This window comes from Chryseobacterium sp. ON_d1, assembly GCF_006829085.1.
Taxonomy (GTDB): Bacteria; Bacteroidota; Bacteroidia; order Flavobacteriales; family Weeksellaceae; genus Chryseobacterium.
In genome coordinates, this window is sequence record NZ_BJTC01000001.1 from 307,343 (window position 1) to 323,588 (window position 16,246).

Annotated in this window: 12 protein-coding genes and 1 tRNA gene; 10 read left to right on the top strand and 3 right to left on the bottom strand. The window is 37.9% G+C overall.

From position 1 onward, the window contains the following. Nucleotides 1-10 precede the first annotated feature (10 nt). Complete coding sequence (locus CRS_RS01295) at nucleotides 11-562, top strand: AAA family ATPase (RefSeq protein WP_142722292.1); 552 nt, start codon at nucleotides 11-13, stop codon at nucleotides 560-562. Nucleotides 563-595: 33 nt separating this feature from the next. Next, nucleotides 596-1,174: a DUF6624 domain-containing protein gene (locus CRS_RS01300; RefSeq protein ID WP_228451143.1), complete on the top strand. Its 579-nt coding sequence runs from the start codon at nucleotides 596-598 to the stop codon at nucleotides 1,172-1,174. 61 nt (nucleotides 1,175-1,235) lie between these two features. Here the strand turns inward: CRS_RS01300 and CRS_RS01305 are convergent, their stop codons facing one another. The 3 genes from CRS_RS01305 to CRS_RS01315 form a co-directional block, all read right to left on the bottom strand. Beyond that, complete coding sequence (locus CRS_RS01305; protein ID WP_142722293.1) at nucleotides 1,236-1,580, bottom strand: YciI family protein; 345 nt, start codon at nucleotides 1,578-1,580, stop codon at nucleotides 1,236-1,238. Nucleotides 1,581-1,727: 147 nt separating this feature from the next. Then, on the bottom strand, nucleotides 1,728-2,063 hold the full coding sequence (locus CRS_RS01310; protein WP_142722294.1) for a nuclear transport factor 2 family protein: 336 nt from the start codon (nucleotides 2,061-2,063) through the stop codon (nucleotides 1,728-1,730). 95 nt (nucleotides 2,064-2,158) lie between these two features. Beyond that, nucleotides 2,159-3,295 carry a lipopolysaccharide assembly protein LapB gene (locus CRS_RS01315; protein WP_142722295.1) on the bottom strand — a complete coding sequence of 379 codons (1,137 nt, stop codon included), beginning with the start codon at nucleotides 3,293-3,295 and terminating at the stop codon, nucleotides 2,159-2,161. Nucleotides 3,296-3,463: 168 nt separating this feature from the next. On the opposite strand from CRS_RS01315, the gene CRS_RS01320 reads away from it, so the two are divergent. From CRS_RS01320 to CRS_RS01355, 8 genes are all read left to right on the top strand, one after another. Continuing rightward, nucleotides 3,464-3,967: a DinB family protein gene (locus tag CRS_RS01320; RefSeq protein ID WP_142722296.1), complete on the top strand. Its 504-nt coding sequence runs from the start codon at nucleotides 3,464-3,466 to the stop codon at nucleotides 3,965-3,967. 56 nt (nucleotides 3,968-4,023) lie between these two features. Continuing rightward, nucleotides 4,024-5,790, top strand: a complete 1,767-nt coding sequence (locus CRS_RS01325; RefSeq protein ID WP_142722297.1) for a S41 family peptidase — start codon at nucleotides 4,024-4,026, stop codon at nucleotides 5,788-5,790. Nucleotides 5,791-6,334: 544 nt separating this feature from the next. Next, a complete protein-coding gene (locus CRS_RS01330) occupies nucleotides 6,335-8,497 on the top strand; it encodes a type VI secretion system Vgr family protein (RefSeq protein ID WP_142722298.1) in 2,163 nt (720 codons plus the stop codon). Nucleotides 8,498-8,502: 5 nt separating this feature from the next. Next, nucleotides 8,503-9,762, top strand: a complete 1,260-nt coding sequence (locus tag CRS_RS01335; protein WP_142722299.1) for a M48 family metallopeptidase — start codon at nucleotides 8,503-8,505, stop codon at nucleotides 9,760-9,762. 18 nt (nucleotides 9,763-9,780) lie between these two features. Then, nucleotides 9,781-14,574, top strand: a complete 4,794-nt coding sequence (locus tag CRS_RS01340; protein WP_142722300.1) for an RHS repeat-associated core domain-containing protein — start codon at nucleotides 9,781-9,783, stop codon at nucleotides 14,572-14,574. 6 nt (nucleotides 14,575-14,580) lie between these two features. After that, nucleotides 14,581-15,171, top strand: coding sequence for a hypothetical protein (locus CRS_RS01345; RefSeq protein WP_142722301.1), 591 nt, complete (start codon nucleotides 14,581-14,583; stop codon nucleotides 15,169-15,171). A gap of 176 nt (nucleotides 15,172-15,347) precedes the next feature. Then, entirely contained in the window at nucleotides 15,348-15,842 is a 495-nt protein-coding gene (locus tag CRS_RS01350; RefSeq protein WP_142722302.1) for a hypothetical protein, read from the top strand. Nucleotides 15,843-16,043: 201 nt separating this feature from the next. Continuing rightward, nucleotides 16,044-16,128, top strand: a tRNA-Ser gene (locus CRS_RS01355). The last annotated feature ends 118 nt before the right edge of the window (nucleotides 16,129-16,246 follow it).

The window sequence follows — 16,246 nt, forward strand, 5'->3', positions numbered from 1 at the left end:
ATCCAAATCTATGAAGCAGAATATGTCAGCATTATATATTATTACCGGGGGCCCGGGAGCGGGAAAGACAACCTTACTGGATGAATTAAACCATCAGGGATTGATAACAGTCCCGGAAGAAGGAAGGAGAGTCATTAAGGAGCAGATGGGCTCCGGTGGTGAAGGGCTTCCGTGGCTCAACAAAGAACTTTTTGCAGAACTGATGTTTGAAGAATCTGTAAAAACCTATCAGAAAATAAGTCAGGCAGTTCATACAAAACCTGTTTTCTTTGACCGTGGAATATTGGATACACTTGGTTATATGAGACTTGAAAATATTCCCGTTCCGGCATCAATGGCATCAAAAGCTGGGGATATGGTTTATCAGAACAATATTTTCATTCTTCCACCGTGGAAAGAAATCTACGAAAATGATGCTGAAAGAAAACAGACCTTTGAAAAAGCAGGAGAAACCTTTGAATGCATGAAAGAAATTTATCAGGAATACGGCTATACTATCATAGAAGTTCCGAAGCTTCCGGTACAAGACAGAGTAAACTTTATTCTTGGTAAAATCATATAGAGAATATTCAAACTCATCATTTATCTATCACCAATGATCATTTATACTATGAATTATCTTCCTTTTGAAAAAGAACTGATTGATCTGGCTGACAAAGATCTGGTAGTCAGAGAAAAACTGTTAACAACCGGAGAGCTTTATGGAGGCTATCATCCTGAAATGGAAAAAATCCATAAGGCCAATGCAGTGCGGCTAAGGGAAATCATCGCTGAAATTGGTTATCCTACCATCTCAAAAGTAGGAGAAAAGGCAAATGATGCTGCCTGGCTGATTATTCAGCATGCCATCAGCGAACCTGAATTTATGAAAGCATGTTATGCCATGATGGAAGAGAATTATCCTGATATCAGCCCTGTTCACAAAGCTTATTTATACGACCGTATCCAGGTTTTTCAGAGCAAGCCCCAAAGATATGGGACACAGTTAACCGCCGATGGAACCATTTATCCTGTAGAAAAGAAAGAAAACTTAAACAAAATGCGTGAAACAGTAAGCCTGCCGGCATTATCCATGACAGATATCAATAAAATTCCGGAACCTGAAGACATTCCGGAAATTGACAGCAAAGATGTTGAATATACGGTTTGGAGAAAAAAAGTGGGATGGATTTAATTAAAAGATGTTCAATGAAAAACACTTCAATTGTCACAACTTCCAGTCCCAATCTTCCATCTTATTGATTCACCTTCAAAACTTCACGGACCTCAATATTTCCTCCGATTTTAAAAATGGGATTTTCCTTCGCCATTTCGACGGCTTCCTCAATAGATTCAGCCCTTACAATAATATATCCGCTGATGAACTCTTTAATTTCAGTATAGGGGCCATCCGTTACAATATGGTCAGGTTTTACGGTTTTAGCTTTTCCCGGAGCAGGTAATAAAGTATTTCCCTTATCCACCAGTTTATTTTGAGCAGCAATATTTTCCAGCCATATCATACGTTCCCGGATCTGTTCCGAAGTAGGTTTAAAATCAGAAATATCTTTCAGTCTGAAGATCAATGCAAATTCTTTCATAAAACTATATTCTTTTTTATATAACGACTAAGGGAGAGGAATGGAGACGATCTTTTTAATATTTTTAAAACCACCTTTTACCTGTTGAAATATCTGTGTCCAAAAATTATAATCGGATTCAGTATTTATCAGGATTTAAATCATTCTTTATTTGTCCAGTAAAGGTCTGGGATCAAACAGTACCTTTAATGTTACGATTTTCCCATTCTGTATATGATACCATCCTGAAGATTCTATTGTTTTTTTTCCCATGTTGATATTATACCAGAAACATACATCTTCTCCGGATGTAAAAGCCTTAAGAATTTCATATTTGAATTTCATCTGCTTCATATCTTTTATATAAATAGAAGCTCCCTCTCTTTTTCCCAATACTCCTGTAAATTTAAAATCAGGATCAAGACAGCTTTCCGCCTTATCAAAGTTTTCTTCATTTAAATACTGGATAAACTGTTCTGCAATGTTTTGAATGGTATGGTCCATAAATATTGTTTTTTATTGTTGAATACAAAATTAACAGATCAGTGAATGTCCCACTTGTGACTATAATCACAAAATGCTGTACCCGTTTTCTGATTTTATTTTAAAGCAGGGATTCTTCCTTTTGCATAAGCAATCTGCTCTTTTTCCTTTTCCTGGTCCGGACTGTTTTTAAGGTACATCTGATAATATATTGCTGCATTTTTAGGCTGCTTCAGATTGAGATCATAAAGAAGTCCTAAACGGTAATAAATAATATTGCTGGTGCCAAAGGTTAGTCCTCTTTTATAAGCTGTCACTGCGTCATTATACTGGTTTTTAGCTTCATGAATACCTGCCAGCGCAGCATAGTAAACAGTGGTGTGCTTTGAAACCGCTTCATCAATAGTCTTTTGTGCATAGATTTCAGCTTTATTGTAATCTTTCAGCTCACGATAGCTCAATGCCATGTAATAGAAAGTGCCTTCATTTTGTACACCTATATCTTCCAAAGTTTTGTAAAGCGTGATACATTTCTGATAATCCTTTACATAGAAATAAGCCTGTCCCATATCGTTCATTACATTGACATCAGCATGATTTTTCAGCAGCTTTTCACCAATTTCAATCACTTCCTGATATTTCGTGAGCTGGTTAGCAACCGGCAGTAATGCCTGTTGTAAAGTGAAGTTTTCAGGATCAGCTGCGATAGCCGTTTTCAATACATCATAAGCAGGTTGGTATTGTTTAAGACTGCTGTAGGCTAGAGAAAGATCATAAGCAACATCAGGATCAGCAGCATTAAGAGTATTTGCTTTTTTGAGATAATTGAGCCTGGATTCAGGATTGTCTGCATAGGCTGCAAGCTGTTTATAAGCACTGAAGTTAAGGCTGTCAAGCTGAATGATCTGCTCAAGATAAGCTTTGGCATTGGCCACATTTCCCCTTCTGGAATTGATGCTGGTCAGACTGAATAGAGTAGGCAGGCTGTTCGGCTGAATGGTATTGATTTTCTGATAATTTTTTTCTGCTTCCTGCAGCTTTCCGGCCATCATATTGCAATAAGCTATTTGTGAAAGGGCTTTTATATCCTGTGTCTCTCCGGGATATATGCTCTGAAGATAGTTAGCAGCATCGGCATAACGCTGTGTTTCATAATATTCAAGGAGCTTTTCAGTATCAATTTTTGTGGATTGAGCCGTGACACAGCTGAAACCAGATAATATAATACACAAAGATATTCCTATTTTCATCATGGTTATTTTTTAACTAAAATATCGGTTATTTACGGAGATTCCAAATTTTAATATCGCTTATTGGTGATTTTTTTAACCTTATGGATGATTTATAATAAAAATCAAAATCTTATTTTCATTAGATTTCTTATATTCACTTGATAGAACAGGACCTGACAAAACAAAAATATGGAAATAAAAACAGTACAGTCATTCATAGATTATTATGGAAAAATAAGAGAGAGAACCAACCGTATTATAGAAGCTGTTCCTCCGCAGCATATTGATTTTTCCTATAAACCCGGAAAATTTACCATTGGTGACCAGATAAGACATATTGCAGCCATTGAGCGATATATGTATGGAGAAACCATTGCAGGGAGAAAAAGTGCTTATCCTGGATGTGGAAAAGAACTGGCTGACGGTTACGAAAATACAGTTACGTTTTTTAATGAAATGCACAGGCAAACCCTTGGAATTATTAATGGGCTTACCGACGAAGACCTCACCAGGAAATGCCTGACTCCTGCTAACAGTGAAATTTCTATATGGAAATGGCTCCGTGCTATGATAGAGCATGAAATCCACCACCGGGCAGAACTATACATCTATCTGAACCTTCTGGATGTAAAGACACCGCAGATCTATGGTTTCTCCGCAGAAGAAGTACAGGAAATGAGTGTGAAATTATAGTGTTGAAAAGGAATGACTGAGGTTAATTTGTATATTAGCCCATTCAAAAAATAATAATGGCCAGACCTCTTATCATTCCTCTTTTACTGTTTTTAAACAGTACATATGCACAGACCAATTCTATAATCAAACCGGGTGATACCGTGAAATATTTGCCACAATCTCATAAACCTTCATGGATCTCAATACAGTCTGCTGATGCCAATCTGGGAGTTGCATTGTTGATGGATGGAAAAAAAATAAAAGAACAGGATGATTCCCGTGGAATAAAAAGTATTGAACGTTTATATTTTACTCCTGAAAAAGGAAAAAAATATGAAGTAAAAATATGGGCCAAATCTTATCTTGAAAAGAGCAAAGCGGTAAAAGTCACTATCACAGAATCCAAAAATGTACCTGTTTTGAATGGCCAGTTCACTTCCGATCAGTTTGTAGAAGATCTGAGAACATTCCGTTCTATCAGGGAAAAAGCAAATTCCGGACTGTATGTTTACAGAAATAAAAAACAAATAGACAGCATCTACCAGCAGGCGGAAGAAAAAGCCCGGAACAGTAAAAATATTTTCGATTTCTATAAAGTTATTACCCAACTTACCGGATTTGAAGGGAGCTGTCATAATTATACAGATCTACCCAATCATGCTTCATATTATCTTACTCAGAAACCAGAATACCTTCCCATCACACTGAAGAATATTGATGGACGCCTGCTTCAGGACTCTAAAGATACAGCCGTGCCTCTTGGGGCCGAAATCCTTTCCATCAACGGAGTTTCTGCAAAACAAATGATAAGACGCTTTTCCCAGTACTATTTTTCTGACGGGTATTCCATGCCTTACAAGGAAACCACAGGTTTTGAAAGAGGGATGCTGGATAAATTTTATATAGAATTCGGAAACCATAAAGAGTATTTGATCCAATATCAATGGAATGGAGTTGTAAAAGAAGTTTCCCTGCCGGGAATACCCTTGGAAAGCTTTAAAAAACTTCAGGAATCAAGATATTCACTTACTTTTGATAAAAAACTGTTGTCTGAGAAATATAGTTTTAGTAAAGAAGGAGAAGGAATTTACAGACTTTCTTTGAGAGGCTTCGATTTTGCAACCGGAAAAGAAGATCCTGCTTATAAAAAATTCAGTGTTTTTCTTGATCAGATGATGGATACTCTGGAGCAGGAAAAAATACAGAATCTGATCATTGATCTCAGAGGAAATACAGGAGGTACGGGAGCTCTTTATGAAAAAGTATTTTCCTATCTTACACAAAGACCTTTCCGCGACAGCCATTATGCTTATACTCAATTTAACGAAGTTCCCCTGGAAGAAAAACTGGTCATAACACCTCTTTTTCTTTCCAATGGAGTACAGGATAAACATGGATTGAATGCCTATCTGAAACAGCTTTATCCTAAAAACGTACAGGGAAAATATTATTGGGCGGATGGCAAAAATCCATCCATTATGCCTAATGAAAGAACGTTTAAAGGACAGATTTACCTGCTTGTAGACCAAAGGGTAGCTTCCGCAGCTTCACATCTGGCTTCACTTATTAAATCTTACACCAATGCAGTAGTGATTGGGAAAGAAACAGTAGGTGGATATTATGAACATAACGGACATCTTCCGCTGGTATATGAACTTCCCAATACAGGGATTCAGACAGGATTTTCTATTGTCCACGTGATTCAGGATGCGCAAAATCTTCCGGATCAGAAAAAAGGACAGGGAATCATTCCCCACATTGCAATACAGGAAACTGATCAGGATTTTCTTGACCAGACCGATGTTTATCTGAAAAAAGTATCAGAACTGAGAAAACAGTAAGAAAAATATATACCGAATTTAATATAAACCAGCTGTCGTAATGCAGCTGGTTTTTTAATTGTTAATGATTCAGTATATTTTAGTTTATTTCTATTGATAGTGATAAATAAATTGCTTTTGTTTATTAAAAAATGTTAAATACTGATCTGGTATTGAGATATTTGTTTGTTTATTTTAATCATTTGTTTTAGAATTATTAATGGAAAGTCGTAGAACTACTACAAAATTTCAGATTACATGTAGAAAATTTTCTGAATAGCGGTTGCCGTTTTATATTTGTAATACCACCAATCCAATTACAAAAATTAATAATGAGAAAAATCTGCTTACCATAAAGTAAAACCAGAAAGAGTCTTAAAATTCAACGGGGATTTAAGCAAGACTACAGCTTTACTTTATTCATATCATATTACCCTGCTTTGACCTCAACATCTGGTTTCACTATCATAGAGGAATGGAACACGGATGATATCTAACTGATTTTTTATTTCAGATAGATTCAGATAAAAAAACTTGACACCCAATCAATCAAAATATTACAATTATGTTTCAGGATGATCGTTCACCTAAAATGCCTGTTTCCAAAGATAAAATTTCAGCTGTAAACAGTGTTGAAGAAACATTGACAGAGCAGGCAGTCAGCAAAACTGCTCAGAAAGTACAGGAAAAATCTAGTGGAACCGTTAAGAAAGCTACTGAAAAAATGGTTCAGGCCCAAGCCTATACCGGAATGGTTCAAAACGGTTCTCAAATGTTTATGAATCAGGTTAAACAGCCTAATCCTCCCACTCTGGTAGAAGATAGAGTATGGGCAAAGCAGCCAACTTCCGGAATTTATAATGCCAATACTATTCCTGGAAATCAGGTGGCTGGTATTAATCGTGTGGTAAAACTTGAAATTGTAATTGACGGAAAAGTGATCAAACATTTCAAGAGTTTTCAGCTAAAACAGAGTGCCGTAAGACATCATGAATTTGATCTGATGCTGGCCCATGATACACTGGGAAGTTCAGAAAACCATAATCTGGAGGAAGCTCAGAATTTTCTTGGAAAAAGAATGACGGTGATCTTCAGATATAAAGATGTTGAAGACGGTCCGGAAAGGAATTTTGTAGGAGTGATTACAGAAGTAGGTTTCAGCCAGGAAAAAGGAAGCCTGGGAAATATAGTTCTTACTGGTTCCAGTCCTACTGTTCTTTTAGATGCTGCACCCCATATTCAAAGTTTTGGAGGGGCACAGGAAATCAGTCTGAACAGTATTGCGGATCAGGTCATCAAAGAAGGGCTGGGACAAAATACCTTTGATTTCAGGGTAGATGCAGCTCATGGAAACGTTTCCTACAGCTCACAATATGAAGAAACCCATTATAATTATCTGGCCAGAATTGCAGAAGCCTATGGGGAACAGTTTTATTATGATGGTGAAGTACTGCATTTCGGAAAGCTTCCCCCCCAGGAAAAACCTGTAAAACTTACCTATGGAAGCAGTGTGAGTGATGTCAAGATAAAAATGAAAGCACAGCACGTGAATCCGTCATTCTATGGGTATAACAGCAGCAAAAATGAAAAATTGATGGCCGGAAGCTCAAAGATCAGCCATACCTCAGATATTGCTAAAAGGGCTTATGAAATTTCAGAGAGGATCTTTACCACTCCATCGCTGAGAGTGGCTCCTATAAAAGCCGTTTCTTTCATGGATGTTGAAAACTCCCAAAAAGGAACAGCAGGCAGTAAAGCTGCTGAAGTATTTGTTATTTCAGGGGTTACAACGGTGCCATTTCTTTATCCCGGCTGTATTGCCGATATCGAGATGAGAAAAGCTGAAAGCAGTGAAACCACCTACTTTACCAAACTGATGATTACAGAGATGTATCACGAAGTAGATGCAAGAGGATATTATACAGGAACCTTTGAGGCCATTGCTTCCGATACAGGATTTATTCCCCGACCGGAATTTCACATCCCAAAAGCGGATGCTCAGTTTGCGAAAGTGATTTCTAATGCAGACCCTTTGAACCAGGGAAGAGTGAAAGTACAGTTTGACTGGCAAAATGGTTCTACCACTACTGAATATATCAGAGTGATGACTCCTGATGGCGGAGGAAGTGAAAAAGTAAGTAAAAACCGCGGATTTATGGCCATTCCGGAAGAAGGAGATCAGGTGGTTGTTAATTTTGCCCACCAGCACCCTGACCGTCCGTTTGTGATGGGTGGAATGTTCCATGGAGGAGTTGGCGGAGGCGGAGGGGCCGGAAATAATATTAAAAGCTTAAGCAGTAAAAGCGGTCACACCATGAGCCTGGATGATGGCGGAGGAATTACAGTGAAAGATAAGGACCAGAACTCTGTTTTTCTGGATGGAGCCGGAAATATAACCATAGACAGCAAGATTTCCATTACCCTGAATTGTGGAAGCAGCTCTATTTATATGGATAAAGATGGCAATATTCAGATTAAAGGAAAAGAAATATTGGTTCAGGGAATTAATATCGGAGTGGGAGGAACATCAAGTATTGGAGTTGGAGTAGGCCCTGAGGACGGTGATCCAACTTCGGGTGTCGGGATCAAATCAGATACACTGGATATCGGAACTAAAACATTGTCTATGAGAGGAGATACCGAGGCCAATCTCAGCAGTGGGAGTAAAATCAATATCGGTGGAGGAAGCGAGACGAATATTGTAAGTGGAACTGTAAAACTGAATTGATGCAGATGAATCCGGTAGATTTGGAATTGGTTAAATTAAAAAGACAATGGCAGAAAGTTGTTTCAAAGAACGAAGAAAAACCCATGCTGATCTGTTTAGGAGAAAAACACGAAACTGATCTTTTTGACGGGTTTATCAAATCGAAACTTTCTGAAGATGAAGAAGGTGATGATGTTTTTTTACTCCATTATCAGGAATTTAACGGAATGAATTCTTTTGGACAGACCTTATTGGATGAATGGACAGAGTTTTATGAAATGCTGAAGAAAAGTGAAGAGAATATTCCGGATTGGGAACTTAAATCTCCGGGTGAAACTTTTAAAACAGATGCTTACAAAGCATTTTATCCTCTGCTGGAACTGAAGAAAAATTTCCCCAATATTAAGGATTCCAGGATTTACATTTATATAGCTCCGTTAAGAATTTGTGATACCGAAGAGCTTTCTTTGTGGGTAAAAGAATGGTGCAGGATCTGTGAAGCTTCAGAAAATAAAGATATTAAACTGGTCTGGGCAGAGCATCACACTTATAGGACACTGTCACAGATTCCTTCAGCCCATAGCTTCAGGGTAGAAGTAGACATTCACCAGTTAATGCAGAATACTGCTGCTCATACCAACCGGAAGAAGAACAGCCCGGATACAGATTTTCAGCAGCAGATTCTTATTGCAAGTAATCACTTAAGCAAGGAAAGATTTAAAGAAGCGGAGTACGCCCTGAAAACAGCAGTAAAGCTGGCCAGGGAGCAAAAGAATAAACAGGGAGAAATCTCTGCCTACTTTATGCTTGCCCAAGCTTATACTGCAGACAGGAAAAAAGACCGCGCCGAAGATACTTACAGAACAATATTGGAAGAAGTAGAGCCGGATACGCCCCTGGAAATTCAGATGTATATGAATTATGGCAGCCATTTATTGGGGAACTCCAAAAAATCTGCTGCGCAAAAAGTATTTGAAAAAGCTGCAGAAACCGCTCAGAAGATTGGAGAATATGCAATGGCTATTGAATGTTACAGAATCATTGGTACATTGAATGACACTGTTCTGACAAAAGACAAAATGATCAGGTACTTTGAAAAGTGCCTTGATATAGCAAAAATAATGGATCCTTCAGCACGGGAACAGAGTAGTCTGAGGTTTGTAGCCTCAATGCTGATTCTTAAATATGAAGGTGACCAGGATAAAAAAGCATTACTGGAAAGTGAAATGACAGCTTATTTTGGTAATGACTGGAGGGTAAGCGTGGAAAGACCAAAAGCTGGGTAATCTCAAACTAAAAGAATCATGGCAGATCTGGACAAAAAAACAGTAAAAACCATAAAGGTTGAAAAACCGGATATGAATCCGGACCGCTCCTTGAAGGTGAACGCAGATGTTACCTCAGTGAGCTGGGATAAAACCACGCAGGGCTGGAAAAACGGAATGAAAAATAATTTTGATTCCCTGAATCCTCTTTCTATGGCTAAATCCATTGCAGGAGGAGACAGCGCCCAGCCGGAAAAAAGTGGAAGTGGAGGTGGTGGAGACAGTGCTGTAACAGCAGAAAAAGCTGCTCCAGAAAGTAAAGTAAAGCTGATCAAAGTTAATACACCGGCAATGTCTTCCTCAGCGATTCAGCATACAAGCAAGCATTTTGATATTGTGCTGGCTATTGATATCCATTGGACGCTCATTCCGCCGCCGCCTTCATTTATGCTGATTCCACTGCCATTACCACATCCGTTTATCGGGATTGTTTTTGATATCATGGATTACATTACAATTACCATCCCAATTCCTCAGTTTGCCAGAAATCTTATGCCGTCACTTCCGGAAAGTATTCCGATGGGAGGTTCTATTTATGTTCATGGAAGGCACAAAGCAACTACGACTACGAGTGTTATGGGAGTTTTAATTCCGTTCAGGCATATCACCTCTCTGATTCCTGTTTATATTATTCCTTTTCCTCAGGAAGCTCCTCACGAAGGAGAAGTCTATTATGGATCACAGACCGTTCTGGCGCAGGGAAGTAAGATGAGTGGAAACCAGCCTCAGCAGGTCCTTACCTGTATGGGATTTCCTTTCGGAATGACTATGCTGCCCGCCATGCCAAATAAACCAAAGAAAAATCCACTGGCCTATTTTGCTTTCTATAATAACTTCTCAAGTATGTATATCCAGATCAATACGGGAGGTCCCGTACTGGTGGGAGGAGCGTTTGTTCCCCATGTTTACACACCCGGAGAAATGCTGATGCGTCTTGCCGGAATGTTTTTAATGAGAAGCTTAACAAAAAAGATAGGAAAGTTGGGAGCTAATGGTTTGAGAAAACTTAATAATAGTGTCCTTAAAAAAGCCCCACTCAATAAATTCAAATTTGCGAATGCATTATCCAGGAAACTATGCCATTTTGGACTTGAACCTGTGAATTTTGCTACGGGTGCAATGGTTTTTGAATGGGATGATTTTGTCATCCAGGGGAGTACACCTTTAGCCTGGAGAAATATATGGCACAGCGACAGACCTTATGATTTTGGGCCACTTGGAAACGGTGTTTTCAATAATCATGATCTGTTTATTATTCCGGATGAGGAAAATAAATGCGCCGGATGGATGCATCCTGATGAAAATATCGCTATGCTTATTCCTGTTCCTGAAATTGGGGAGGGAATGACTTACTTCAGAGATCAGAAAATCTGGCAGTACAGGCCCAGCAGCAGTATCTGGGTTGTGCGTAAAGGAACAGATATTTATACCTACAGACGTTTTCATCATCCTACAGAAGGAACAGTATATAAGGTAGCCCGTATTGAATATGGAGATGGAACCATTAGAGAATATGAATATGAAGACCGGAATATTATACTGAAAAATATAAAAGATGTCAAGAGTGACTGTAGTATAGAAACTGTTATTCATCCGGAATATAAAAAAATAACGGAAGTTTATTATTGTTATAAAAAACAGAAAGACTTACAGGTTCGCTATGATTATGACGAACGCGGTAATCTTACCCACGTCTGGGATATTCATAAAAAGGCCATTGTTTTTGAATATGATGGAGAAAATCATGTCGTAAGAAGAACCAACCGTAACGGAATGGGCTATCAGTGGAAATATGATAAAAAAGGAAGGGTAATCTATACCAAAGGTTTAGATGGATATATGGAAGGAAGCCTCAGTTATGACGAAGAGGAAGGATTTACAGAAGTAATATATCCTAAACAAAACAATAAAACAGAACGTTATTATTATGATGATAATTTTCTTGTTTACAGGAAAATAGATGGAGAAGGTGGAGAATATTGGTATGATTATACTGCTCATAACGAATTGAAAATGACAGGAACCCCAGAAGGGAAAGTTCAGGGATTTACTTATGATGAAATGGGTAATATTAAGATTTTCCATACCCTGGATGGAGAAGAATATCATTACCAGTATAATGAATTTGGACAGGTCATTGCACGTTTATCTCCTTCAGGAGTTTCAGAAACATGGAGCTATGATGAAGATGGAAAACTGATAAGCTATACCGATCCTGCGGAAGACCGTATTTATTACGAATATGCTGATGGAGAAAGGCTTCCGGAAAAATGTATAAGAGAAAATATTACAGCATATTACGGATATAATAATAGAGGCCAGCTCCTTCAGTTGACTAATACTGCCGGAATTGAACAGTATTGGAAATATGATGAATATGGAAGACTTTTGGCCTTCAGCCCGGAACCTTTGAACAGAATCCTTTGGAACAGGGATGCTATGGGAAGAGTGGTAGAGGTGATTGAACAGGGACAATTGCCGTTAAAGCTCCGCTATGATGCCTATGACCTTCCTGTATACGCTACAGATGGGCGTGCAGAATGGCTGATGAGCTATACTCCAATGGGAAGCCTGAAACGACAGGTCCGCCGGAATGCCATTACCGGTAAAAAAGAAGAAACGTTGGCTTTTGGATATGATGCTTATGAAAACTTAATGAGCATTACCAATCAAAAAGGAGAAAGTTACTCTTTTGAAAGAAATAACAATAGTGAAATAATCGGTGAAACAGGTTTTGATGGTCAGAAAAAATTCTTTGTAAGAGATAAAGACGGTCTGGTAACCCAAACCAGAACCCCACAAGGCAAAAATATTTTTTATGAATATGATCTGGCAGGCAGACTGACACAGACCCATTATCCTGATGGTTCCTGGGAAGCTTACCAGTATAACACTTCGGGGCTATTGATCCAGGCTGATAATGAAAATAGCACTGTCGCCTTTCAGAGAAATAAACTGGGACTGGTTACGAGTGAACAGCAAGGTGAGCATTCCATTCAATATAAATATGACAATCACGGGAATCTGACCTCTCTGAAAAGTAGTTTGGGTGCAGAAATTAATTATTCCTATAATGATCTTGATCAGCTAAAAATGGTGACAGCTGCCAATCAAGGTACTGAAATGCCCTGGCAGATGAACATTGAGCTGAGCCGCAACGGACAGATGCTTTCCCGTAAAATGGCAGGTGGTATAGAAAGTACTTTTGAATTTGACCATCTGGGAAAACCAATAAGTCAGAAAATAACAGTCAATAAAACAAATACTACATTCCATAAAGATTATGATTGGGGTGCCGGAAACCGTTTGCTACACATTCTGGACAGGATAACCGGCGGGAAAACAAGATTTGATTATGATGCTTATGGGAGCCTTGTGGCTGCAGAATATTCTAATGGCGAAGTACAGTATAAAAACCCGGATGAAATCGGCTGCTTATATGAAAGTGCCAGACAGAGAGACCGTATATATGATAAGGGCGGAAGGCTGATGCGTGATAAAAACTGGTTTTATCATTATGATGATGAAGGGAACCTGCTCTTAAAAAGTAAACGTCCTGTCAACAATATTAAGCCGGAGCGTGCCGAAAAACAAGATGAGGCTCACCCTTATTACAAACCCATAGCTTCAGACTGGCTGAACAATCCGAAAATGTCAGAAGGAATTAATTTGCCTGATGTATATACAGATTCCTTATCGGAAATTGAGAAGGCCGAATGGGAATCCGGGGACTGGGCTTACGCTTGGTATGCGAACGGAATGCTTGCCAGAGTAAAACGTCCTGATGGAAAAGAAGTGAACTTTGAGTATGATGCGCTGGGACGGAGGATTTCAAAAATTACAGAAAATAAAGTAACGCGGTTTGTATGGGATGCTCATCTTATTTTGCATGAATGGAGCTATGATACAGAAGGCATTCCTAAAACGCACATCAGTGATGCCGGTGAGTTAGAATCTGAAGATGAAATAACAGACAATCTTATCACATGGGTATACGAGAGAGGAGAATTTTTTCCCTGCGCAAAAATTATAAATGGAGAAAAATTCAGTATTGTTTCAGATTATATTGGCAGACCACTACAGTCCTATAATGAAAGAGGAGAGTTAATCTGGAGTGCTGAGTTTGATATTTATGGAAATATGAGAAACAGTATAGGAGATGCTTCTTTCATACCATTCCGGCAGCTCGGCCAGTACGAAGATCAGGAACTCGACGGGCTTTACTATAACAGATGGAGATACTATGATTCTTCTTCCGGATTGTATATATCAAAAGATCCCATCGGTTTATTAGGAAATAACGATACCATGTACGCCTTTGTGAGTGACACTAATACCTGGGTAGATATTTTTGGACTGCATAATGATCCTGTTAACTTTTTACAGGAACTGGTGAGGGATGCACACAGTACACTTGGTGATGCCAAAGGATTTAGTGTTACTGCGGTAGGAACTGATGGTAATGGTAACTACTACGTTTCTTCAAGTAAGAAATATGTGCCAAGGCAGATAAAAGAATGGGCAAAAGAAATGGGAGTCACTGTGATACAAAGTAAAGCAGACAATGTTCACGCTGAAGAAGCTTTAATTAATGCTAAAAAAGGAATTAAGGAAATTGAACCCAGCACGAAAATTTGTATTGATTGTGAGCATCACATGAACAATAATAATGTTAAATTTGAAGAAGGTACAACAGGTAAATTTAGTAAAAACAGACAGGAAGGAGGAAAGTACCATATTCCTGAAGGAAAATATCAACCAAAATATAAATAAACAGACATGAGCGAAAAGTCAGTTAAGGAAAAATCATTAAACCTAAGTAAAGAAAATAAAATCAAATTTAATCTGTCATCACTTATAAGAATTAAAGATCTTTATCAGCTTTTTGAAGAAGAAATTCAGGATGATGACTATGATTATGCCCAACGTTTTAAGAATGGAAGCACACAGCTTACTGAGTTTTCAGATTATGTTTTAAATAATGTTTTTAGTCGTAGCGAACTGAATTCCTCAGATATTGAGAGGTTTAATACCCTTGATAGTTTAGCTCCTGAAGACGATGAATATAGTAGCTATCAGGCCGCAATTGCTGTAAATATTGTCCTGATAGCAACCAATATTATAAAAATTGTAAAAGGAGAGGAGGCGAAGATAAAATCAACAATAGATTATACTTTGGATGTAATCAATAACCTGAAATCTGAAGAATTTTTTACTAACAATCCTGATGGAGATGATGAAGAAAGTGAAGAATATCTTGAACAGTTTTATGATAAAGAAATCTCAGCAGAAGATAGGTTGTTAGATACAATTGACAATATTTCACAAAATGATTTTATAGCATTTAATGAAGAAAATATAATCAATTAATAAAAAAGAAATATTTGTTAATCGACTAGTTTCAAAGATAAAACTGCTGGATTAAAAAACTCAGCAACATATTGATCAATAAGCACTATCTTCTATTTATGATCATCTGACAGACAATATAACTGCCTGTCATGCTTAAAATGGCAGGCAAAATCTAATCCAAATCCAATCCATATATGAAGAAAATATTCTCTGAACTTAAAGGTTTCGTTATATTTAGCCCACAACTTTTAGCAAACTATCTGCAGGATCATCATCTTTCAGGTAACAACATTTTAAAATATTTTGTAGAAAATGAACATGGAGATGAAATCACCAAATCCGGAATTGCTATTCCTATCATAGGAGTGGAAGAGGATTATTATGCATTCCAGATTTCGGTAAATGATGAAAAGATTTTGAATGATGATGAGGTAGAGGTAGAGTCGAAAGGATGGATATTTCAGACTGCCAATAATGAAGTAAAAATTGTTGGCATTGGTTATTTAAAAGATATTGCTGCTATTAATGAAGGTAATAGCATAACCCTTCCTCTGGAAAACGGATGGCATTCTTTGAAAATACGGGGTGGAAATAAAAATGGTGAAAGAGTATTTGAGCTGAATATGCAGAAACAGGGCATACATCCGGCTTTTAGCGGTGATGTAACTACAGAATATTACTATGATTAAAGATATTTTAGAAGATGGTAGTGTTTATGATGAGGCTAAATGTCTGATGCAGAGTAATTAACAGCTGTTTTTTTTCTGTTCAAAAAAGCGCGATTCTCTTTAATGCTGTAGAAATACAAATTTTCTTGAAAAATATTTTGTCAGTAATAAAAAACTTTCTATATTTGCACCACTGAAAACAACGGTATAGCCGGAGTTTAAGGAGAGTTGGCAGAGTGGTCGATTGCGGCAGTCTTGAAAACTGTTGACTGTAACAGGTCCGGGGGTTCGAATCCCTCACTCTCCGCAGCAAGGTACAAATCAAAGATTTGTACCTTTTTTATTTTCGACCTTCAAATAGGGTAGAGATTGGGGATCAGATGCAAAAGTTAGAGGCCAAGCAGAAAGTTTGGTTAATCTGAACA